General features: G+C 65.4%; 21 protein-coding genes and 1 riboswitch. Of the genes, 5 read left to right on the forward strand and 16 right to left on the reverse strand.

Annotated features, from left to right (window positions below):
- From ACIPZB_RS15885 to cobO, 9 genes are read right to left on the reverse strand one after another with little or no spacing between them, the layout of a single operon-like run.
- Window positions 1-564: a histidine phosphatase family protein gene (locus ACIPZB_RS15885; RefSeq protein ID WP_400641408.1), complete on the reverse strand. Its 564-nt coding sequence runs from the start codon at window positions 562-564 to the stop codon at window positions 1-3.
- Window positions 561-1,616, reverse strand: a complete 1,056-nt coding sequence (cobT, locus tag ACIPZB_RS15890; RefSeq protein ID WP_400641410.1) for a nicotinate-nucleotide--dimethylbenzimidazole phosphoribosyltransferase — start codon at window positions 1,614-1,616, stop codon at window positions 561-563. Before cobT ends, ACIPZB_RS15885 begins: the two co-directional genes overlap by 4 nt.
- Window positions 1,613-2,134, reverse strand: a complete 522-nt coding sequence (gene cobU / locus ACIPZB_RS15895; protein WP_400641412.1) for a bifunctional adenosylcobinamide kinase/adenosylcobinamide-phosphate guanylyltransferase — start codon at window positions 2,132-2,134, stop codon at window positions 1,613-1,615. Before cobU ends, cobT begins: the two co-directional genes overlap by 4 nt.
- A 1-nt stretch (window position 2,135) precedes the next feature.
- The gene (locus ACIPZB_RS15900) at window positions 2,136-3,590 is read right to left on the reverse strand and encodes a cobyric acid synthase (RefSeq protein ID WP_400641414.1); all 1,455 of its coding nucleotides are present in this window, start codon (window positions 3,588-3,590) and stop codon (window positions 2,136-2,138) included.
- A complete protein-coding gene (gene cobD, locus ACIPZB_RS15905; protein ID WP_400641416.1) occupies window positions 3,587-4,579 on the reverse strand; it encodes a threonine-phosphate decarboxylase CobD in 993 nt (330 codons plus the stop codon). Before cobD ends, ACIPZB_RS15900 begins: the two co-directional genes overlap by 4 nt.
- Window positions 4,572-5,480, reverse strand: a complete 909-nt coding sequence (gene cbiB, locus ACIPZB_RS15910; protein ID WP_400641419.1) for an adenosylcobinamide-phosphate synthase CbiB — start codon at window positions 5,478-5,480, stop codon at window positions 4,572-4,574. The genes cobD and cbiB overlap by 8 nt, the downstream gene beginning before the upstream one ends.
- On the reverse strand, window positions 5,477-6,127 hold the full coding sequence (bluB, locus tag ACIPZB_RS15915; RefSeq protein ID WP_400641421.1) for a 5,6-dimethylbenzimidazole synthase: 651 nt from the start codon (window positions 6,125-6,127) through the stop codon (window positions 5,477-5,479). The genes cbiB and bluB overlap by 4 nt, the downstream gene beginning before the upstream one ends.
- Window positions 6,124-7,419, reverse strand: coding sequence for a cobyrinate a,c-diamide synthase (locus ACIPZB_RS15920; protein WP_400641423.1), 1,296 nt, complete (start codon window positions 7,417-7,419; stop codon window positions 6,124-6,126). Before ACIPZB_RS15920 ends, bluB begins: the two co-directional genes overlap by 4 nt.
- Window positions 7,416-8,027: a cob(I)yrinic acid a,c-diamide adenosyltransferase gene (cobO, locus tag ACIPZB_RS15925; protein WP_008092160.1), complete on the reverse strand. Its 612-nt coding sequence runs from the start codon at window positions 8,025-8,027 to the stop codon at window positions 7,416-7,418. Before cobO ends, ACIPZB_RS15920 begins: the two co-directional genes overlap by 4 nt.
- A 118-nt stretch (window positions 8,028-8,145) precedes the next feature.
- Window positions 8,146-8,367, reverse strand: a riboswitch (cobalamin riboswitch).
- A gap of 133 nt (window positions 8,368-8,500) precedes the next feature.
- Here cobO and ACIPZB_RS15930 point away from each other — a divergent pair.
- Window positions 8,501-9,817, forward strand: a complete 1,317-nt coding sequence (locus ACIPZB_RS15930; RefSeq protein WP_400641425.1) for a PQQ-dependent sugar dehydrogenase — start codon at window positions 8,501-8,503, stop codon at window positions 9,815-9,817.
- A 13-nt stretch (window positions 9,818-9,830) separates the two neighbouring features.
- On the opposite strand, the gene ACIPZB_RS15935 is transcribed toward ACIPZB_RS15930, so the two are convergent.
- The 5 genes from ACIPZB_RS15935 to ACIPZB_RS15955 form a co-directional block, all read right to left on the reverse strand.
- The gene (locus ACIPZB_RS15935) at window positions 9,831-10,364 is read right to left on the reverse strand and encodes a C40 family peptidase (protein WP_400641427.1); all 534 of its coding nucleotides are present in this window, start codon (window positions 10,362-10,364) and stop codon (window positions 9,831-9,833) included.
- Window positions 10,365-10,499: 135 nt separating this feature from the next.
- The gene (locus tag ACIPZB_RS15940; RefSeq protein WP_400641429.1) at window positions 10,500-11,135 is read right to left on the reverse strand and encodes a C40 family peptidase; all 636 of its coding nucleotides are present in this window, start codon (window positions 11,133-11,135) and stop codon (window positions 10,500-10,502) included.
- Window positions 11,136-11,261: 126 nt separating this feature from the next.
- Window positions 11,262-11,969 carry a DnaA regulatory inactivator Hda gene (gene hda, locus ACIPZB_RS15945; protein WP_008092169.1) on the reverse strand — a complete coding sequence of 236 codons (708 nt, stop codon included), beginning with the start codon at window positions 11,967-11,969 and terminating at the stop codon, window positions 11,262-11,264.
- Window positions 11,970-12,206: 237 nt separating this feature from the next.
- Window positions 12,207-13,280 (reverse strand): AI-2E family transporter, encoded by a 1,074-nt coding sequence (locus ACIPZB_RS15950; protein WP_400641431.1) that lies wholly within the window; start codon window positions 13,278-13,280, stop codon window positions 12,207-12,209.
- A 12-nt stretch (window positions 13,281-13,292) separates the two neighbouring features.
- A complete protein-coding gene (locus tag ACIPZB_RS15955; protein ID WP_400641433.1) occupies window positions 13,293-14,360 on the reverse strand; it encodes a DUF2066 domain-containing protein in 1,068 nt (355 codons plus the stop codon).
- A 442-nt stretch (window positions 14,361-14,802) separates the two neighbouring features.
- On the opposite strand from ACIPZB_RS15955, the gene purM reads away from it, so the two are divergent.
- The 4 genes from purM to ACIPZB_RS15975 all read left to right on the forward strand — a co-directional run bounded on the left by purM (window position 14,803) and on the right by ACIPZB_RS15975 (window position 17,610).
- Window positions 14,803-15,861, forward strand: coding sequence for a phosphoribosylformylglycinamidine cyclo-ligase (purM, locus tag ACIPZB_RS15960; RefSeq protein ID WP_400641435.1), 1,059 nt, complete (start codon window positions 14,803-14,805; stop codon window positions 15,859-15,861).
- Window positions 15,861-16,514 carry a phosphoribosylglycinamide formyltransferase gene (gene purN, locus ACIPZB_RS15965; RefSeq protein WP_400641437.1) on the forward strand — a complete coding sequence of 218 codons (654 nt, stop codon included), beginning with the start codon at window positions 15,861-15,863 and terminating at the stop codon, window positions 16,512-16,514. The genes purM and purN overlap by 1 nt, the downstream gene beginning before the upstream one ends.
- Before the next feature lie 8 nt (window positions 16,515-16,522).
- The gene (locus tag ACIPZB_RS15970; protein ID WP_400641439.1) at window positions 16,523-17,233 is read left to right on the forward strand and encodes a DUF3108 domain-containing protein; all 711 of its coding nucleotides are present in this window, start codon (window positions 16,523-16,525) and stop codon (window positions 17,231-17,233) included.
- 194 nt (window positions 17,234-17,427) lie between these two features.
- Window positions 17,428-17,610 carry a hypothetical protein gene (locus ACIPZB_RS15975; RefSeq protein WP_400641441.1) on the forward strand — a complete coding sequence of 61 codons (183 nt, stop codon included), beginning with the start codon at window positions 17,428-17,430 and terminating at the stop codon, window positions 17,608-17,610.
- Between the two features lie 46 nt (window positions 17,611-17,656).
- Here ACIPZB_RS15975 and ACIPZB_RS15980 read toward each other — a convergent pair whose 3' ends face one another.
- Window positions 17,657-18,196, reverse strand: a complete 540-nt coding sequence (locus ACIPZB_RS15980; RefSeq protein ID WP_008092178.1) for a DUF2058 domain-containing protein — start codon at window positions 18,194-18,196, stop codon at window positions 17,657-17,659.
- 26 nt (window positions 18,197-18,222) lie between these two features.
- A complete protein-coding gene (gene mazG / locus ACIPZB_RS15985) occupies window positions 18,223-19,056 on the reverse strand; it encodes a nucleoside triphosphate pyrophosphohydrolase (protein ID WP_400641444.1) in 834 nt (277 codons plus the stop codon).
- Window positions 19,057-19,142 lie beyond the last annotated feature (86 nt).

Raw genomic sequence — 19,142 nt, forward strand, 5'->3', positions numbered from 1 at the left:
TCAGCGCATCTCCCGCAGCAGGTCGCCCGTCAAATCCAGCTGCACCAACGCCCCATGCCCAACCTCGACCTGCAACAGCTGCTCCTTGGGCAAACCACGGGCCCGCGCCAGCAACAGGCGCATGACGCCGCCATGGGTGACCAGCAACACGCGCTTGCCTGAGTGCTCCCGGCGCAGGCGTTCGATGCCCGCCAGGACACGCTCGGCAAACGCGCTGACCGGCTCGCCAGCAGGCGGCGTATAGGCATAAGGGTCAGCCCAGAAGCGCCCGAGCTCATCTGCCTGGGTTTCCATGATCTGCAGGGCGGTGCGCCCTTCCCACTCGCCGAAATGCAGCTCTTGCAAGTCAGCTTCACGCTGCACCGGCAAGCCCAGGCGCGCGCCCAGCTCGTCGGCAAAGCGTGCACAGCGCTGCAAGGGCGAGCTGACCAGCACTTGCCAAGGCCCACCCGCGACCACGGCCGCGCGCATCTGCGCCCAGCCTTTTTCGGTCAGGGCATCGTCGAGGCTGCCGCGCAGGCCGCCTTGCTCGGTTTCACCGTGGCGCAGCAGGTCGAGGATCATGCCGGGCGGTCCGCCACCGCCGCTTCGGCGAAGGTCGCCATCTGCCCGTGCAGGGCGCAGGCCAGGCGCAGCAGTGGCACGGCCAGCGCCGCACCGCTGCCCTCGCCCAGGCGCAGGCCCAGGGCCAGCAGCGGTTCGGCGTCCAGTGCGGCAAGCAGGGCCTTGTGCCCGGGCTCGGCGCCTTGGTGGGCGAACAGCAGCCAGGCGCGACATTGCGGATTGAGGTGCACCGCCACCAGCGCAGCGACACTGCAGATGAAACCGTCCACCAACACCGCGATGCCCTGCTGCGCGCAGGCCAGGTAAGCACCGGCCAACGCGGCGATCTCGAAGCCACCGACGCAGGCCAGGGCCTCCAGGGGCTGGTCGGCGCGCAGGCCATGCAGCACCAGGGCACGCTCGATCACTTCGGCCTTGTGCCGCACGCCGGCGGTGTCCAGGCCGGTGCCTGGGCCGCTGAGGTCACGGGCCGGGCAGCCCAGCAGGATGCAGGCCAAAGCCGCAGCGGCCGTGGTATTGCCGATGCCCATCTCGCCGCCGATGAACAGTTGCGCGCCGTTTTCAGTCGCGCGCCTGGCGCTGTCACGGCCCGCCTGCAGGGCCGCTTGCAACTGGCCATCGGTCATCGCCGGCTGGCGCGCGAAGTTGGCCGTGCCGGCGCACAAGCGCAGGTGGCGTACTCCCGCCAGCTCCAGGTGCGGGTCGACCGTCCCCAGGTCGATCACTTCAAGGCTGGCTTGCAGCTGGCGCGCCAATACGCTGATCGCCGCGCCACCGCCCACGAAGTTGCGCAGCATCTGCCCGGTCACCGCCTGCGGGTAGGCCGAGATGCCCTCCTCGACCACGCCATGGTCACCGGCAAAGATCGTGATCGCGACCCGCTCCAGGGTCGGCCGTTCACGCCCTTGCAAACCGGCCAGCGCCACCGCGAGGCCTTCCAGCTGGCCGAGCGAACCGGCGGGTTTGGTCAGCTGCTGCTGGCGGGCGCGGGCCTGCTCCATGGCGGCGTTGTCGAGCGGTTGGCAGGCGTCACGCCACCAGGGTTGGTTCATAGTGCAGGTCCTTTGAGCATGAGAGGCAGGCCGGCGACGGTCAGCACCACGCGCTGGCAACGTTCGGCCACGGCCTGATGCAACCAACCGGCCTGATCGACGTAGCGCCGTGTGAGTTCGCCCATGGGCACGACGCCCAGGCCCGTTTCGTTACTGACCAGAATGAGCGTGCCGGGCAACTGTGCCAGGCAGTCGAGCAGCGCATCTCGCTCTTCGGCCAGGCGTTGCGGGTCATCGAACATCAGCAGGTTGGTCAGCCACAGGGTCAGGCAGTCCACCAGCAGGCAGCGCCCTTCGGCGGCTTCGGCACGCAGCACGGCGGCCAGCGCCAGCGGCTCTTCGATCAGCCCCCACTCGGCAGGCCGGCGTTGCCGGTGCAGTTGCACCCGCTCGTTCATTTCGCCGTCCAGCGCCTGGCTGGTGGCGATGTAGGTCACTGGCAGGCCGCTGTCGCTCGCCAGCTGTTCGGCCAGGCGGCTCTTGCCCGAGCGGGCACCGCCAAGGATGAGATTGCGCATGTCAGGCGACTCCACACAATTGGCGCAGCCGGTCGTTATCCAGATGCTGTTCCACCAAGTCGGCCAGGCGCTCGATGTCGCGTTCGCGCAGGGCTTCGTAATCGATGGTCTGCACCGCTTCAAGACCGGCCCAGCGCAGCAGTGCGGCGCACGACTGGCTGCCTTCGAACAGACCATGCAAGTACGTGGCGAGGATTTGCCCGTCGGCACTGACAGCACCGTCACTGCGGCCATCGGCAAGCTGCACGGCGGGGTGCTGCAGCGCTGCGCCCGTGGTGACACCGGCATGAATCTCATAGCCTGCCACCGGCGAGCCTTCGAGGTTCAAGGTGCCAGCCACATTGCGCAGCTGCTTCTCGGCTTCAAGAACCGTGGCGTAGTCGAGCAGCCCCAACCCCGGACTTGAGCCGGCCGGCCCTTCCAGACCGAGCGGGTCGTGCACTTCGCGGCCGAGCATCTGCAGGCCGCCGCAAATCCCGATCAGCTTGCCGCCGTAGCGCAGGTGCCGGGCGATAGCCGTGTCCCAGCCGCGCTCGCGCAGGTGCGCCAGGTCGCTGCGCACGCTCTTGGAGCCGGGCAGGATGATCAGGTCCGCCGGCGGAATCGGTTGGCCGGGGCCGATGAATTGCAGGTCCACCTGCGGGTGCAGGCGCAGCGGGTCGAGATCGGTGTGGTTACTGATGCGCGGCAGCACCGGGACGATCACCTTGAGCACGCGCGCTTGCTTGCTGCCCTGGCGCACGTCGATGCCGTCTTCCGCCTCCAGGTGCAAGTCGGTGACGTAGGGCAGCACGCCCAGCACCGGTTTGCCGGTGCGCGCCTCCAGCCAGTCCAGGCCAGGCTGCAGCAGGGCAATGTCACCGCGGAAGCGGTTGATGACGAAGCCCTTGATTCGCGCCTGCTCGCTGGGCGACAGCAGCTCCAGGGTGCCGACCAGGTGGGCGAAGACGCCGCCGCGATTGATGTCGGCGATCAGGATCACCGGGCAGTCGACCGCTTCGGCAAAGCCCATGTTGGCGATGTCGCCGGCGCGCAGGTTGATCTCGGCTGGCGAACCCGCCCCTTCGACCATCACCACCGGATAGGCAGCCTCCAGGCGCTGGTGCGAGGCCAGCACCGCCTGCATGGCAACGACTTTGTAGTCGTGATAGGCCACCGCATTCATGCTGGTGACCGCGCGGCCATGGATGATTACCTGGGCGCCGGTGTCGCTGTTGGGCTTGAGCAGCACCGGGTTCATGTCGGTGTGAGGCGCCAACCGGCAAGCCTGGGCCTGGACCGCCTGGGCACGGCCGATCTCGCCACCGTCGGCGGTCACCGCGCTGTTGAGCGCCATGTTCTGGGGTTTGAACGGTACCACACCGATGCCCTGGCGCAGCAGCCAGCGGCACAGGGCGGTGACCAGCGTGCTTTTGCCGGCATCGGAGGTGGTGCCTTGCACCATGAGCGTGGTCATGCCGTTTCCTTCTGATAAGCGGCCAGCGCCTGGGCCAGGCGCTGTTCATCGGCTTCGCCGGCAGGCAGGCCGAGGCGCACGGCAGCAGGCTGCTCGAACAGACGGACCAGAATGCCGCGGCGGGCGAGAAAATCGTAAAGGTGCGAAGCACGTTCGCTACGCACGTACTGGAACAGGTCGCAACCGCCACTGGGCGCCAGGCCGCTGTGCTCGAGTAGCGCGGCCAAGCGTTGGCTGGCCTGGGTGCAGCGCTCGATCTGCGCCTGATGTGCGGCTTCATCGGCGAAGCACGCCTGGGCCAGCACGCGGGTCGGACCGCTGACGGTCCACGGCCCAAGGCTGTCGGCCAGTCGCTGCAACAGCGGCAGCTCGGCTGCCACGCAGCCCAGCCGCACACCGGCCAGGCCGAAGAACTTGCCGAACGAGCGCAGCACGATCAGGCCGGGGCGCTCGGCGCAGTCGACCACGCTGTGCGCGGGGGTGTTGTCCATGAACGCTTCGTCGACCAGCAGCCAGCCGCCGCGCGCGGCCAGGCGGGCGTGCCAGTGCAGCAGGCGCTCGCGGGGCACGCGCTGGCCGGTCGGGTTGTTGGGGTTGACCAGCACCAGCACGTCGAGGCTGTCGAGGGTTACCTCGACCTGGTCCTGCTGCAGTTCGATCAGCGTATGCCCGGCGCGTTGCCAGGCGTGCGGATGCTCGGCATAGCACGGCGATAGCACACCGACGCGCCCGCGCGGGCGCAAGTGCGGCAAGGCCTGGATCGCCGCTTGCGAACCGGCCACCGGCAACACCTGGTGTGCTCCGTAATAACGGCATGCCGCGGCCTCAAGGCCGTCGTCCGTTTCCGGCAAACGCGCCCAGGCATCCTGCGGGATCGCCGGGATCGGATAAGCCCAGGGGGCGATGCCACTGGACAAGTCGAGCCAGTCTTCACGCGCAATCCCGTATTGGCGTATCGCCCGCAACAGGCGGCCTCCATGTTCAAGCATCGAGGTACGCTCCCAGGCAAATCAACAGCAGCCACAGCCACACGCCGCGCTGCACCAGGCTCCAGCCGCGCTCGATGGCGTCGGCATCGGCCATTGGACCTTCTCCCAGGCGGGGGCGCTCGTGCAGCTCGCCGTGGTACACCGCCGGGCCACCGAGCTCGACCGCCAGGGCTCCGGCGCCTGCCGCCATGACCGGGCCAGCATTGGGGCTATCCCACAAAGGGGCTTGCTTGCGCCAGCAGGCCAGCGCCAGGCGGGTCTTGCCGAGAAATGCGTAGGTCAAGGCCACCAACCTGGCAGGAATATAGTTGAGCCCGTCGTCGATGCGCGCCGCGCACCAGCCGAAGCGCTCGAAGCGTTCGTTGCGATAGCCCCACATCGCATCCAGGGTATTGCTCAGGCGATACAGCACCACCCCGGGCGCGCCGGCGACGATGAACCAGAACAACGCAGCGAATACCGCATCGCTGCCGTTCTCCAGCACCGACTCAGTGGCCGCCCGGGCCACGGCCGGCTCATCCAGCTCGCGCGTCTCGCGGCTGACCAGGTAGCCGACACGCCGCCGCGCCTCCTCCAGGTCGCCCTGGCGCAAGGCACTGGCCACCGGCAGCACGTGCTCGCCAAGGCTGCGCAGGCCCAGCGCGCAATACAGCGCCAGCACATCCACCAGCCAGCCGATGTAGGGCAGCCAGGACAGAATCAACGCCACCAGGGTCAGTGGCACCACGGCCAGGAACCAGGCACTCACGCCATGGCTGCGCCAGCCGCGGCCCCCCGCATTCAGACGCTTTTCAAGGCTCGACGCCAGGTTACCGAAGGCCACCAGCGGGTGGCGCCGCTGCGGCTCGCCCAGCAAGGCATCCAGGGCCACACCCGCCACGGTCAGCAAGGCCACGCTCATGGGCGCTCTCCCCATTGGTTCTCAAAGAGCATTTCACTCAACGGCTGTTCCTTGGCCCAGTGTTCCAGGGCCAGCATGGGTGCCGGGTAGAACGCGGTCACCGGCCCCAGGCACAGCACCGCCACCGGCTTCGCACCGGCGGGCATGCCCAGCAGCTCGGCCAGCGCCTGCGGGTCGAACAGCGACACCCAACCCATGCCGAGTCCCTCGGCCCGGGCCGCCAGCCACAGGTTCTGGATGGCGCAGGCCAGCGAGGCCAGGTCCATCTCGGGCAGGGTGCGGCGGCCGAAAACATGGGGCTCGCGGTTGTCCATCAAGGCGGCCACCAGCACTTCGGCACAGTCGGCGATACCTTCGACCTTGAGCTTCATGAAATCGTCGGAACGCTCGCCCAGGGCCTCGGCCGTGCGCACCCGCTCCTGCTCGACCAGTGCCTGAATGCGTTGGCGCAGGTCACGCTGGCTGATACGGATGAAGCGCCAGGGCTGCATCAGGCCGACACTGGGCGCCTGATGCGCGGCCGCGAGCAAGCGGCCAAGCAGTTCAGGGGCTACCGTGCCGCCAGCGAAGTGGCGCATGTCACGTCGCTCACCAATCGCCCGGTAGATCGCGGCGCGCTCGGCGGCGCTGTAAGCGTGTTCGCTCATGGTTGCAAGAGCGCCGCCGTCGCATCGGGGTTGGAGGGGAAATAGAAATGTACATAGGAGGCCGTCAGGCGGCCCAGGCGATACACCGCTTCGTTGCCGCGCCCGCCATTGGGGCTCAGACCGCGGGCAATCGGCTCGAGTTCGGTGCTGGTCAGCGAATGATGATAGGTGTGGCCGCGCAAGGTCCCTTCCGGCAATTCCACCGATTGCAGGGCCAGGGCTGCCAGGCGCTTCTGCATGGTCGCTTCGCCCGTCAGCAGGCCGAGCAATTCGGCGCGTTCGCCCGCCACATCGGTCAAGGCATCGAGCAGGTAAAGCATGCCGCCACATTCGGCCAGCAAGGGCTTGCCCGCATCATGGTGGGCACGGATCGCCTTGCACATCGACGTGTTGGCAGCCAGCGCGTGGTGGTGCAGCTCCGGATAACCGCCTGGCAGGTACAGGCTGTCCACCTCCGGCAGCTCACGGTCGTGCAGTGGCGAGAAGAATTCGAGCTGCGCACCGAGCGTGCGCAGCAGATCGAGGTTGGCACGGTAGGTGAAGGCAAACGCTTCATCCTGCGCCACGCCGATGCGCACGCCGGCCAGCGACGCAGCGCACGCTTGCGGCTCGGGCTCGGCGAAGGCCACCGGCGGAGGCAAGGCGGCGTCGCAGCTGGCGCCCAGGGCTTCGGCGGCGGCGTCCAGGCGCGCATCCAGGTCATTCAGTTCGCTGGCCTGCACCAGGCCCAGGTGGCGGCTGGGCAGCTCGATGCCGCGCTCGCGCGAAAGACCGCCATACCAGCGCAGGCCCTCGGTCAAGCTGCCTTCTAGCAGCTGTGCGTGGCGCAGGCTACCGACCCGGTTGGCCAACACGCCGGCGAATGGCAGGTCAGGCTGGTAACGCGCCAGGCCCAGGGCCAGGGCACCAAAGGTCTGGGCCATGGCCGTACCATCGATCACGGCCAGCACCGGCACGCCGAAGTGGCGCGCCAGGTCAGCGCTCGACGGCGTGCCGTCGAACAGGCCCATCACCCCTTCGATGAGGATCAGGTCGGCCTCGCCTGCCGCTTCCCACAGCAGGCGGCGGCTTTCCTGCGCACCGATCATCCACAGGTCGAGCTGGTACACCGGCGCACCGCTGGCCCGCTCGAGGATCATCGGGTCGAGAAAGTCTGGCCCGCACTTGAACACCCGCACCCTGCGCCCGAGGTTGCGGTGCAGGCGTGCCAAGGCGGCGGTGACAGTGGTCTTGCCCTGGCCAGAGGCAGGTGCCGCGATCAATACAGCCGGGCAATGGCGGCTCTGACTCACAGTTCCACGCCCTTCTGGGCGCGGATACCGGCCTGAAACGCGTGCTTGAGCATGCCCATCTCGGTGACGGTATCGGCCAGTTCGATCATTTCGGGCTTGGCCGCGCGGCCGGTGACGATCACGTGCTGCATCGGTGGCCGGGCCTGGATGTCGCCGAGCACCTGGTCAAGGTCGAGGTAGCCATGCTTGAGGGCGATGTTCAGCTCATCGAGCACGACGAACTGCACCGACGGGTCCTGCAGCAACTGGCGGGAAACGGCCCAGGCCGCTTCGGCGGCGGCGATGTCGCGCTGGCGGTCCTGGGTTTCCCAGGTGAAGCCCTCGCCCATCACGTGGTAGCGCACCTGCTCGGGGAAGCGCCGGAAGAACAGCTCCTCGCCGGTGCTGTTGCGGCCCTTGATGAACTGCACCACGCCACACTGCATGCCGTGGCCAAGAGCACGGGCGAGCATGCCGAAGGCCGAGCTGCTCTTGCCCTTGCCATTGCCGGTCAGCACCAGCAACAGGCCGCATTCGTTAGGGGAATTGGCGATGCGCTCGTCGATGATCGCCTTCTTGCGCTGCATGCGCGCGAGGTGGCGTTCGTCGCGGTCGGTGGGTTCGCTCATCAGGGTTCTCCGCAGGCTGACGCCACGAAAGAGCGGCGACAGGTCGATAGACAGGCAGACGGAGAACGCGCAGGGGCCGTGGCCGGACGCCACGGTGCACCGCGCATCACCCTCCGTGATGCCGTTGGCAGTGACAGGCCGGTCTCCGGGCTCGTGAGCGGGCCTTGGCCCAAGCCTGCGCGCCTTCCCGGATGCTGGCATCCAGTGGCCCTGCGCGGCCTGCTACTCACCTACCGTTGCGGGGGCAGCGCCGGAATCGCGCCTTGCTGGCGCCCACCGGCTTCCCAGTTTCACCCTGCCCAGTCGAGGCTGGCAGGGCACCTGAAACACGCCGCGAAGGTTAGAGGGTTGCACCGGGAGCGTCAATCGACCGGGACGATTTGCTCATGGGCGCCTGCAGCCTCGCCCGAATGAACCACCGGCAACGGGGCAAGCTCAGAATAGTCATGGACCAAACTCCGAGGGTGGTGACCATGAAGCGCATGTGCATAGTCTTACCGTGGGCGCTCGGCGCCTGCCTGGCAGCTTGTGGCGACACCGCCCACCTGGAGGTGATCGACGGCACAGGCCCTGCGCCGCAGTTGCCCGCCCCTAACAAGACGCTGATCCCGACCGTCAACATCGCCCCCGCCATCGGCTGGCCAGAGGGGCGCAAACCCATGGCGGCAACAGGCACCCAGGTCACCGCTTTCGCCGAAGGGCTCGATCATCCTCGCTGGCTGTACGTATTGCCCAATGGCGACGTGCTCGTGGCCGAAACCAACGCCCCGCCCAAGCCGGAAGACGGCAAGGGCATCCGTGGCTGGGTCATGGGCAAGGCGATGAAACGTGCAGGCGCGGCGGTGCCCAGCCCCAACCGCATCACCCTGCTGCGCGATGCCGACCATGATGGTGTCGCGGAAATGCGCAGCACCTTCATCGAAGGCCTCAATTCACCCTTTGGCATGGTGTTGGTAGGCAAGGATTTCTACGTCGCCGATACCGATCGTTTGCTGCGTTTCCACTACGAACCCGGCGCCATGCAGATCCGCGAGCAAGGCCAGAAGGTCGTCGATCTTCCGGGTGGTCCGCTCAACCATCACTGGACCAAGAATGTGATCGCCAACCCCACTGGCACCAAGTTGTATGTCACCGTCGGGTCGAACAGCAACGTCGGTGAGAACGGCATGGATCAGGAGCAAGGCCGCGCAGCGATCTGGGAAGTGGACCCGGCCAGCGGCCAGCACCGGATCTATGCCTCAGGGCTGCGCAACCCCAATGGTTTGGCCTGGGAGCCTCGCAGCGGCGCCTTGTGGACGGCCGTCAACGAGCGCGACGAGATCGGCAGCGACCTGGTGCCTGACTACATCACATCGGTCAAGGACGGTGGTTTCTATGGCTGGCCGTACAGCTACTACGGGCAGCATGTGGACGAGCGGGTACAACCGCAGGATCCACAAAAGGTCGCGCAGGCCCTGGCGCCGGACTATGCCGTGGGGCCGCACACCGCGTCACTGGGGCTGATGTTCATCGAGCCGGGAGCCCTGCCATCGCCCTTTGGGCAAGGCGCGATCATTGGCCAGCATGGGTCGTGGAACCGCAAGCCGCACAGTGGCTACAAGGTGATCTTCGTGCCGTTCGACAGCGCCGGGAAGCCGGCAGGCAAACCGCAAGACCTGCTGAGCGGATTCCTCGATGACCAAGGCAAGGCCATGGGGCGGCCGGTCGGGGTGGCCAGCGACCAGCACGGTGGGGTGCTGGTCGCTGATGATGTGGGCAATGTGGTCTGGCGGGTGAGCAAAGTGCGATAGCCACCCGCTGCGCTCAGGGGTTCTGCGCCAGGTGCCCCGGTGGAATCACCCGCTTGGCTTGCAGGTAGGCCTTGGCCCAGTAGCTGTTGGACAGGTAGTCCAGACGTACCGTGCCACCTGCGGAAGGCGCATGCACGAAGCGCCCCTCACCCACGTAGATGCCTGCATGGCTGACCTGCGAACCGCCACCGGTGGCGAAGAACACCAGATCGCCCGATTGCAGCGCATTGGAAGCAACGGTGGGCGCGCGCATGACGATCATCTCGCGGGTCGTACGCGGCAGGCTGATGGCGGCGGCATCGCGGTAGACATAGCCGATCAGGCCACTGCAATCGAAACCGGAATCGGGGGTATTGCCGCCCCAGCGATAAGGGGTGCCCACCAGGCCAATGGCGCGGATGAGCACGTCATCGGCTATCGGCGAGGCGGCGGCAGGGGCGTAGGTGACCTGTGGCTTGGCCACCGGGGCCGGTGCCGGGGCACGGCTGGAGCAGGCAGCGAGCAATGCCACCAGGGAAAAGAATGCGAAGCGCGCCATTATCGCCATGGCCAGAACATCCTGTCTGAGACCGCAGGGCCGCAGCCGAAAAGAGTTGAGAATTTAGATTAGACGCTTTTTGTAAACGCGCACGGCGGCGAGCTTTTAAGCATCGCCGCCGTGGCAGGATATAGCACTTTGATATCAGTTGCGCGCGATATTGCTGGCCGGCGCCATCGCCAAGGCACGCTTGGCTTCGATGAAGGTCTTGCTCCAGTAGCGGTCACCGAGATTGTCGATGCGCACGCCACCGCTACGGCGGCTGCTGGAGTGGATGAACTGATTGTCACCCAGGTAGATGCCGGCGTGGCTGACGCGGCCGCGGCCATTGGTGCTGAAGAACAGCAGGTCGCCTGGCTTGAGCTTGTTGCGGGCAACCTTGGGCGCGTCGACGTTGATCATTTCGCGGGTCGAACGTGGCAGGTTCATGCCAGCTTCTTCGCGGAACAGGTAGCCGATGAAACCGCTGCAATCGAAACCGGCCTCGGTGGTGCCGCCGAAGCGGTAGCGGGTGCCGATCAGCGACATGCCGCGTTCGAGGATGCTGTCGGCCAGGACCGGCAGTTGGTAAGGCTTGCTGCTGGAGAAGGCCTCCAGGTCATCTTCGGTAGCCTGCATCTCTTCACTGAATACCGACGAAGGAGAAGCCTTGGCATCGATCGCCGCTTGGCGGGCGACCGAGGTGTGATCCTGTTGCTGGGAAACCGGGGCTTGGGCCGCGCAGCCAATCAACAGGGTCACGAGTGCGAGTGGCACGAGGGGTGCAAAGCGCTTGAGCATGGGCACGACCGTGTCTGTAATCCTTTAGAAGGGGGAAACTATGCCTTCTATCGGGACCATTTGCAAATTTTATCGAAAAACATGTGACTTTTTTGTTTTTCGCTCGCAGCCCAGCAAAGACGGGGCTTACCAGCCGAGGGTCTCTTTCAGGAATGGGATCGTCAGCTTGCGTTGCGCCTGCAACGAAGCCTGATCGAGGCGTTCGAGCAGGTCGAAAAGCGCACTCATGCTGCGGGTGCCACGGGTGAGGATGAAGTGACCGACCTCATCGGTCAGGTGCAGGCCACGACGCGAAGCACGCAGCTGCAGGGCGCGCAGCTTGTCTTCATCGGAGAGACCGCGCATCTGGAACACCAGGGCCAGGGTCAGGCGTGACTTGAGGTCAGGCAGCTTGATCGGCAGTTCCCGGGGCGAAGCCGATGCGGCCAGCAGCAGGCGCCGACCGCTGTCGCGCAGGCGATTGAACAGATGGAACATCGCCTCTTCCCAGTCCGCCTTGCCAGCGATCACATGCAGGTCATCAATGCACACCAGCTCGTACTGCGCCAGGTAGTCGAGCAGCTCCACGCCACGGTCGAGCAATTGTGCCAGCGGCAAGTACACGGCAGGTTCGCCGCGCTGCTGGAAACGGTGGGTGGCGGCCTGCAACAGGTGACTGCGGCCAACGCCCTGCTTACCCCACAGGTAGATGAGGCTTTCGGTCCAGCCGGCGTCGGCTTCGCATAACCGCTCGACATAGCCCAATGCCGCGGCATTGGCGCCCGGGTAATAGTTGATGAAGGTGGCGTCATCACGCAGACGCACACCCAAGGGCAACTGGATCGGTGGTTTCATGCTGGCGGGCGGTCGGGAGGACCACAGGGGGCCTTAAATGAACGGTGTGCAAAGTCTATACCCGCAACGCGGGGGGCACAATCGCCCAGGCAAATAGCATAAGCAAAATCAACAAGTTGCACTGTCTGGCAGTGCTGTTCAGCCCTTTCGCCGGCAAGCCGGCTCCCACCGTGGGAACGCCACTGCACCCTGTGGGAGCCGGCTTGCCGGCGAAAGGGCCGCAGCGCGGCCCCGCTGTCACAACTCAGGATCGATGTCACCGGCATACATGCCCGACTCTTTGTAGACATCATGCACATGCCGCAGCAGCACCATGATCACCGCAGCCACTGGCAATGCCAGCAACACACCCGTGAACCCGAACAGCTCGCCGCCGGCGAGAATGGCGAAGATTACCGCCACCGGATGCAGGCCGATCCGGTCGCCGACCAGCAGCGGCGTCAGCACCATGCCTTCCAGCGCCTGCCCGACCATGAACACCGCGACGATACCCAGCATCGGGTACAGATCGCCGCCAAACTGGAACAACCCGGCGACCAGCGCCGCACCGATACCGATGATGAAGCCCATGTACGGTACGATGGCTGCCAAGCCTGCCAGCATGCCGATCAGCAGCCCCAGCTCCAACCCCACCAGCATCAGGCCTGCGGAATAGATGACCCCCAGGGCCAGCATCACCATCAATTGGCCGCGCACGAACGCTCCCAGCACTTCATGGCATTCCTCGGCCAGCCCCACCACCTGCGACTCACGCTGACGCGGCAGCAGGCCGCGCAGCTTGGCCATCATCACGTCCCAGTCGCGCAGCAGGTAGAAGCCCACTACCGGGATCAGCACCAGGTTGGCCAGCCAGGCCAGCAGCGCCAGGCTCGACGCGGTGGCCTGGGACAGCAGGACGCCGACGATGTCGGTGGTCTGGCCCATGTGTTCGCCAATCGCCGCCTTGATCTTGTCGAACTTCCAGAAGCCATCGGCCAGCCCCAGGCGGTGCTGTACCCAGGGCAGCGCCACGTGCTGCAACCAGTCGAGCATCTGTGGCGCCAGCTCATAAAGGCGCAACAGCTGCTTGGCCAGCATGGGCACCAAGACCAAGAGCAAGGCCAGCAGGATGAGGGTGAACAGGCTGAACACCACCACCACGCCCCAGGTGCGTGAAAGCCCCAGGCGCTCCAGGCGGTCGACCAGAGGGTCAGCCAGGTAGGCCAGCAGAATGCCCACCAAAAACGGCGAGAGGATGTTGTGCAAGCTATATAGCAGCACGGCGATCAGCAGGGCCGCGCCCAGCCAGATCCAGCGACGGGTATCGAGCATCTTTGCCTCTCCTTACCAGCGGAAGCGCAAGCCGTCGAACGGCTTGGCTACAGGCGGGCTGGCGGCGGGCTGGCCCGTCGGTGAGGTTGTGTCAGGCGCCGGCGTTGGCGGCGTGACGGGTGCCTGCTCGGTCGGCAATTCCTGCAGCTTGGCCAGGCCGAGTTGGGCGCGCAGTTGCTCGCGGTCGGCGGTAACGGCGTAGGTCAGGGTCTTGCCATCGGCCAGCTTCAGGCGTGGGCCGTAAGGTTCGAGCACGCGGCCCAGTTCGGCATAGCGCTGCAGGTTCATGCCCTGCACCTGCAGCTGCATGCGGCTGCTGGCGCCAGGCCGGGTCACGTAGCGTGGTGCCAGGCGACTGCTGACAGCCAGCATCACCGCGTCGGCCAGGGCAGCCTCGTCGGCAGCTTCGACACTGCCTTGCTCGTGCTGCTTGCCCAGCCATAGCTGCCACTTGCCTTGCCATTTACCGTCGGCTTGCTGGGCGTGCACCGCCAGCAGGGCATCGGCGCCGTAGCGCTCGGCGGCCTGGCGCAGCGGCGCGGGGTCGTCGCCTTCCAGTTGCTTGGCATTGGCCACCAGTTGCTCCTGCAGGTCGGCCAGCGGCAAGCGCAGCGGCAGGCCACGGTGCTGGGCGGCTCGGCGCAGGGGCTGGGCGCTGGCCTGGCCATCGCCCACCAGGTTGCTGCCCTCGGCACTGTCGTTGAGCCACCAACCGAGCATCGAAGGCCGGTTGCTGCCCCACAGCGCCAGCCCGGCCTTGCGCAAGGCCCGCTCGGTGCTGCCTGGGTCGAACTCGACCATCACCGACTCGGGCGGGCCCGCCTCGCTGCCGACCTGGTTGATGATTTGTTGCGGGTCCTTGCGCAGCTCGGCCAGCGCCGGGCTCTGCGCCGCCTTGGGGTCGCCGGTCAGGCGCAGCACCAAGGTGTCGAGGGCTTTGACGGTGGCGGCGGCACGGGCCTCGGCGCCCTGCCCGTCGACCGGCTCACGCACCTGGTAAAGGCTGGAGACGGTTTCGGCCTGCGTGGTGAGCGAGACCAGTGCCAGGCAGGTGGCGGCCAGAATGTAGGAAAGACGCATGGGGGATTCCTGTCCAGATAACACGGAGCAACGTGAGCGTAGCGCAGGGTGGGACCATTGCTGAGGGCAAAGTGCTCCCTTTACCTTATAGAGGCTTGGGCGTGGCAGCCAGTGACCCTATAGCGCCGGTGAGACCGCTCGCGCGAATCCCTGTGGGAGCCGGCTTGCCGGCGATGAGGCCGGTACAGGCGCAATACGGTCGCCTTGGGCAGCCTGTTCGGGCCTATCGCCGGCAAGCCGGCTCCCACAGGGCGCTCGGCTTTGCCATGATTTTCACCATTTCCTGCCCTGCCCGTCGGCCTGAGGATGGCCGCTGCCCGGCAACCCTGATAAAATCGCGCGCCTTCACAGACCTCTGACGTTTCAGGCAGCCGTGCCTCCCAGCCGGCCTTGGCCGTCACGGTCGTTTTTACGAATCCCTCCCTCTTAAAGGCCTGGATCAATGAGCAAGCAACCCTCCCTGAGCTACAAGGACGCCGGTGTAGACATCGACGCCGGCGAAGCACTGGTCGAACGCATCAAGGGCGTGGCAAAACGCACCGCACGCCCTGAAGTCATGGGTGGCCTGGGTGGCTTCGGCGCCCTCTGCGAGATCCCGGCCGGCTACAAACAGCCTGTGCTGGTCTCCGGCACCGACGGCGTCGGCACCAAGCTGCGCCTGGCGCTGAACCTGAACAAGCACGACAGCATCGGCCAGGACCTGGTCGCCATGTGCGTCAACGACCTGGTGGTCTGCGGCGCCGAGCCGCTGTTCTTCCTCGACTACTACGCCACCGGCAAGCTCAACGTCGACGTGGCCGCCACCGTGGTCACCGGCATCGGCGCCGGCTGTGAACTGGCTGGCTGCTCCCTGGTCGGCGGCGAAACCGCCGAAATGCCAGGCATGTACGAAGGCGAAGACTACGACCTGGCCGGCTTCTGCGTCGGCGTGGTGGAAAAGGCCGAGATCATCGACGGCTCCAAGGTCACCACTGGCGATGCGCTGATCGCCCTGCCCTCTTCCGGCCCGCACTCCAACGGTTACTCGCTGATCCGCAAGATCCTCGAAGTGTCCGGCACCGACATCGAGAACACCCAGCTCGACGGCAAGCCGTTGACCGACCTGCTGATGGCGCCGACCCGCATCTACGTCAAGCCGCTGCTGCAACTGATCAAGCAGACCGGCGCGGTCAAGGCCATGGCCCACATCACCGGTGGCGGCCTGCTGGACAACATCCCGCGCGTCCTGCCGAAAAACGCCCAGGCCGTGGTTGACGTGGCCAGCTGGCAGCGCCCAGTCGTGTTCGACTTCTTGCAGGAAAAAGGCAACGTCGATGAACACGAAATGCACCGCGTACTGAACTGCGGTGTCGGCATGGTCATCTGCGTGGCTCAGGATCAGGTCGAAGCCGCCCTCAACGTCCTGCGCGCCGAAGGCGAGCAGCCGTGGGTCATCGGCCGTATCGAACAGGCCGCCGAAGGCGCTGCCCAGGTCGAGCTGCAGAACCTCAAGGCACACTGATGCCAAGTTCGCCCTGCAATGTCGTGGTACTGCTGTCGGGTTCCGGCAGCAACCTGCAAGCTTTGATCGACAGCTGCCGCGGTGAAACCAGCCCAGTACGCATCGTCGCGGTGATTTCCAACCGCGCCGATGCCTACGGCCTGCAACGGGCGGCGGCGGCCGGCATCGCCACTGCCGTGCTGGACCACACCGCTTTCGATGGCCGCGAAGCCTTCGATGATGCGCTGATGGCGCGCATCGACGGTTTCGCCCCGGATCTGGTGGTACTGGCCGGTTTCATGCGCATCCTCAGTGGTGGCTTCGCGCGCCATTACCAAGGCCGCCTGCTCAATATCCACCCGTCGCTGCTGCCCAAGTACAAGGGCCTGCATACCCACCGACGGGCGCTGGAAGCGGGCGACACCGAGCATGGCTGCAGCGTACACTTCGTCACAGAGGAACTCGATGGCGGCCCTCTGGTCGTACAGGCAGTGGTACCGGTCGCGCCAGCTGATACAGCTGAAAGCCTGGCGCAACGGGTACACCACCAGGAACACCAGATCTACCCGCTGGCAGTGCACTGGTTTGCCGAGGGGCGCTTGCGCCTGGGCGAACAGGGTGCGTTACTGGATGGCCAGCCCCTGCCGGCCAGTGGTCATTTGATTCGACCCTAGGAGAAATTATGCGTCGTGCCCTGCTCTTGGCTCTTGCCGTGCTAGCCCTGCCACTCCAGGCAGCTGACCTGAAGCCTTTCTCGGCCAGCTACACCGCCGACTGGAAGCAACTGCCCATGAGCGGGACTGCCGAGCGCAGCCTGGTCAAAAATGCCAACGGCACCTGGGACCTTAACTTCAAGGCTTCCATGATGATCGCCAGCCTGACCGAGCAAAGCACCCTGCGCCTGGACAACGACACCCTGCTGCCGCAGAAGTATCACTTCGAACGCGGTGGCCTGGGCAAGGCCAAGAAGGTCGACCTGAACTTTGACTGGAACGCCAAGAAAGTGACCGGCAGCGACCGCGGTGACGCAGTCAGCCTGCCGCTCAACCGCGGCGTGCTGGACAAGTCCTCCTACCAGCTGGCACTGCAGCATGACGTGGCCGCTGGCAAGAAAAGCATGACCTACCAGGTGGTCGACGGTGACGAGATCGACACCTATGACTTCCGCGTCCTGGGCACCGAGAAAGTCACCACCAAGACCGGCCAGGTCGATGCCGTGAAGGTCGAGCGCGTGCGCGACCCGAGCCAGAGCAAGCGCATCACCGAGCTGTGGTTCGCCAAGGAGTGGGACTACCTGCTGGTGCAATTGCGCCAGGTCGAAACCGATGGCAAGGAGTATGTGATCGTGCTGCAGGATGGCACGGTCGACGGCAAGTCGGTGAAAGGTAACTGATCCGCTGCAGTCTGTTTGGCTCGAAACCCCGCCTTGTGCGGGGTTTCTTTTTTATGGGCACCCGCTCCTACAGGCGTTCGCGACCATACATGAAACTTGTTTCATGGCAGTTTTATTTACTTAGCCTGCTAACAAACTCTATAAAAGGGGTGTGCGACACAGTGTCGCAACCAACCAAGAAGTGGAGTTTACCGATGACAGTCCAAGTAACCGAACGCGACGAATCGAGAATGTCCCACGAAGGCCTGGCCGCTGGCGTGCGGATCTGGGATGTGCACCAGCAGGGTCAACTGGTGGGCATGTTCCACCATGAACATGAAGCTCACCAGTACCGTGTAGAGCTCGAAGAGCTGGAAAACCAGCGCGACACGCAGTGACCCCACCTTCCATGAAAAAGCCCCGCCTAGGCGGGGCTTTTCAGTCTTACCACATCAGATCGTCCGGGATCTTGTAGGCCGCATACGGATCATCCTCGTCCGCTTCCTCGACATGGGTGTTGAGCAGCAGGATGCGGTTGGGGTCGCGCTCCTGGATCTTCACCGCCGCTTCGCGCGGAATCACTTCGTAACCACCGCCATGGGCAACGATCGCCAGCGCGCCGTTGCTCAGCTTGCTGCGCATCAAGGCGTTGACGGCAATGCGCTTGACCTTCTTGTCATCGACGAAGTTGTAGTAATCCTCGGTGTTCAGCTTGGGCAGGCGGGTCGCTTCGATCAACTGCTTGACCTGTGCGGCACGGGCTTTCTGCTCGGCCTTCTCCTGCTGCTGGCGGTTCAGTTCCTGGTCACGCTTGGCCTTCTCGGCCATGGCTTCCTTGGCCATGCGCTGCTGGCTGTCGTCGACTTCGACCTGGCCCTTGTGCTCCAGGCGTTTCTGTTTCTTTTCAGCCTTGTTGGCCTGGGAGACCTGTTTCTGGTTGACCAGACCGGCCTTGAGCAATTGATCGCGAAGGGAAATACTCATGGATGTTCACTCACTTATGCAGCCACTCAGCCGCAGCTGGGCAGGTTCTTTTCCTGACGCTTGGCTTCCCCCCAAAGGGCGTCCAGTTCGTCAAGGTTACAATCTTCGATGGGTCGACCGCTGTCGCGCAATGCCTGTTCGATGAAGCGGAAACGCCGCTCGAACTTGCGGTTGGCGCGGCGCAGGGCATTTTCCGGGTCTTGCTTGAGGTGGCGGGCCAGGTTGACGGCGGCAAACAGCAGGTCACCGACTTCGTCTTCCAGGGCCTGGGCATCACCATCGGCCATGGCCTGCAGCACTTCGTCGAGCTCCTCGCGGACCTTGTCGAGCACTGGCAAGGCATCGGGCCAGTCGAAACCGACGGTGGCCGCGCGCTTCTGCAGTTTGGCCGCCCGTGACAGTGCCGGCAAGGCTGCAGGCACGTCATCGAGCAACGACAGTTGTTGCGGGTCACTCTTCTCGGCGCGTTCCTCGGCCTTGATCTCCTCCCAGCGCGACTTGACCTGGGCCTCGCTCAGGCTGGGGGTATCCAGCGGCGCGTAGAGCTCGCCGGTGGGGAAGACATGGGGATGACGACGGATGAGCTTGCGGGTGATGGCATCGACCACGCCGTCGAACTCGAAACGCCCCTCCTCCCGGGCCAGCTGGCTGTAGTAGACCACCTGGAACAGCAGGTCGCCGAGCTCGCCCTGCAAGTGCTCGAAGTCGCCACGCTCGATGGTGTCGGCGACCTCGTAGGCTTCTTCGATCGTGTGCGGGACGATGCTGGCGTAGTTCTGCTTGAGGTCCCATGGGCAACCGTACTGCGGGTCGCGCAGGCGGGCCATGAGGTGCAGCAGGTCTTCGAGGGTGTAGGTCATTGGTATTTGTTCCCAGGCGGGGGCTTTGCCCCCGATCGCCGGCAAGCCGGCTCCCACAGGTAACCCACTGTCCTTGAGCCCAGTGG

Source organism: Pseudomonas sp. NPDC089396 (assembly GCF_044749545.1).
In the GTDB taxonomy this organism is placed as follows: Bacteria; Pseudomonadota; Gammaproteobacteria; order Pseudomonadales; family Pseudomonadaceae; genus Aquipseudomonas.

Bases quoted from the DNA above. Each gene is read 5' to 3' on its own strand.
- ACIPZB_RS15885 (WP_400641408.1), bottom strand. From the start codon at position 564: ATGATCCTCGACCTGCTGCGCCACGGTGAAACCGAGCAAGGCGGCCTG.
- cobT (WP_400641410.1), bottom strand. From the start codon at position 1,616: ATGAACCAACCCTGGTGGCGTGACGCCTGCCAACCGCTCGACAACGCC.
- cobU (WP_400641412.1), bottom strand. From the start codon at position 2,134: ATGCGCAATCTCATCCTTGGCGGTGCCCGCTCGGGCAAGAGCCGCCTG.
- ACIPZB_RS15900 (WP_400641414.1), bottom strand. From the start codon at position 3,590: ATGACCACGCTCATGGTGCAAGGCACCACCTCCGATGCCGGCAAAAGC.
- cobD (WP_400641416.1), bottom strand. From the start codon at position 4,579: ATGCTTGAACATGGAGGCCGCCTGTTGCGGGCGATACGCCAATACGGG.
- cbiB (WP_400641419.1), bottom strand. From the start codon at position 5,480: ATGAGCGTGGCCTTGCTGACCGTGGCGGGTGTGGCCCTGGATGCCTTG.
- bluB (WP_400641421.1), bottom strand. From the start codon at position 6,127: ATGAGCGAACACGCTTACAGCGCCGCCGAGCGCGCCGCGATCTACCGG.
- cobO (WP_008092160.1), bottom strand. From the start codon at position 8,027: ATGAGCGAACCCACCGACCGCGACGAACGCCACCTCGCGCGCATGCAG.
- ACIPZB_RS15930 (WP_400641425.1), top strand. From the start codon at position 8,501: ATGAAGCGCATGTGCATAGTCTTACCGTGGGCGCTCGGCGCCTGCCTG.
- ACIPZB_RS15935 (WP_400641427.1), bottom strand. From the start codon at position 10,364: ATGGCGATAATGGCGCGCTTCGCATTCTTTTCCCTGGTGGCATTGCTC.
- ACIPZB_RS15940 (WP_400641429.1), bottom strand. From the start codon at position 11,135: ATGCTCAAGCGCTTTGCACCCCTCGTGCCACTCGCACTCGTGACCCTG.
- hda (WP_008092169.1), bottom strand. From the start codon at position 11,969: ATGAAACCACCGATCCAGTTGCCCTTGGGTGTGCGTCTGCGTGATGAC.
- ACIPZB_RS15950 (WP_400641431.1), bottom strand. From the start codon at position 13,280: ATGCTCGATACCCGTCGCTGGATCTGGCTGGGCGCGGCCCTGCTGATC.
- ACIPZB_RS15955 (WP_400641433.1), bottom strand. From the start codon at position 14,360: ATGCGTCTTTCCTACATTCTGGCCGCCACCTGCCTGGCACTGGTCTCG.
- purM (WP_400641435.1), top strand. From the start codon at position 14,803: ATGAGCAAGCAACCCTCCCTGAGCTACAAGGACGCCGGTGTAGACATC.
- purN (WP_400641437.1), top strand. From the start codon at position 15,861: ATGCCAAGTTCGCCCTGCAATGTCGTGGTACTGCTGTCGGGTTCCGGC.
- ACIPZB_RS15970 (WP_400641439.1), top strand. From the start codon at position 16,523: ATGCGTCGTGCCCTGCTCTTGGCTCTTGCCGTGCTAGCCCTGCCACTC.
- ACIPZB_RS15975 (WP_400641441.1), top strand. From the start codon at position 17,428: ATGACAGTCCAAGTAACCGAACGCGACGAATCGAGAATGTCCCACGAA.
- ACIPZB_RS15980 (WP_008092178.1), bottom strand. From the start codon at position 18,196: ATGAGTATTTCCCTTCGCGATCAATTGCTCAAGGCCGGTCTGGTCAAC.
- mazG (WP_400641444.1), bottom strand. From the start codon at position 19,056: ATGACCTACACCCTCGAAGACCTGCTGCACCTCATGGCCCGCCTGCGC.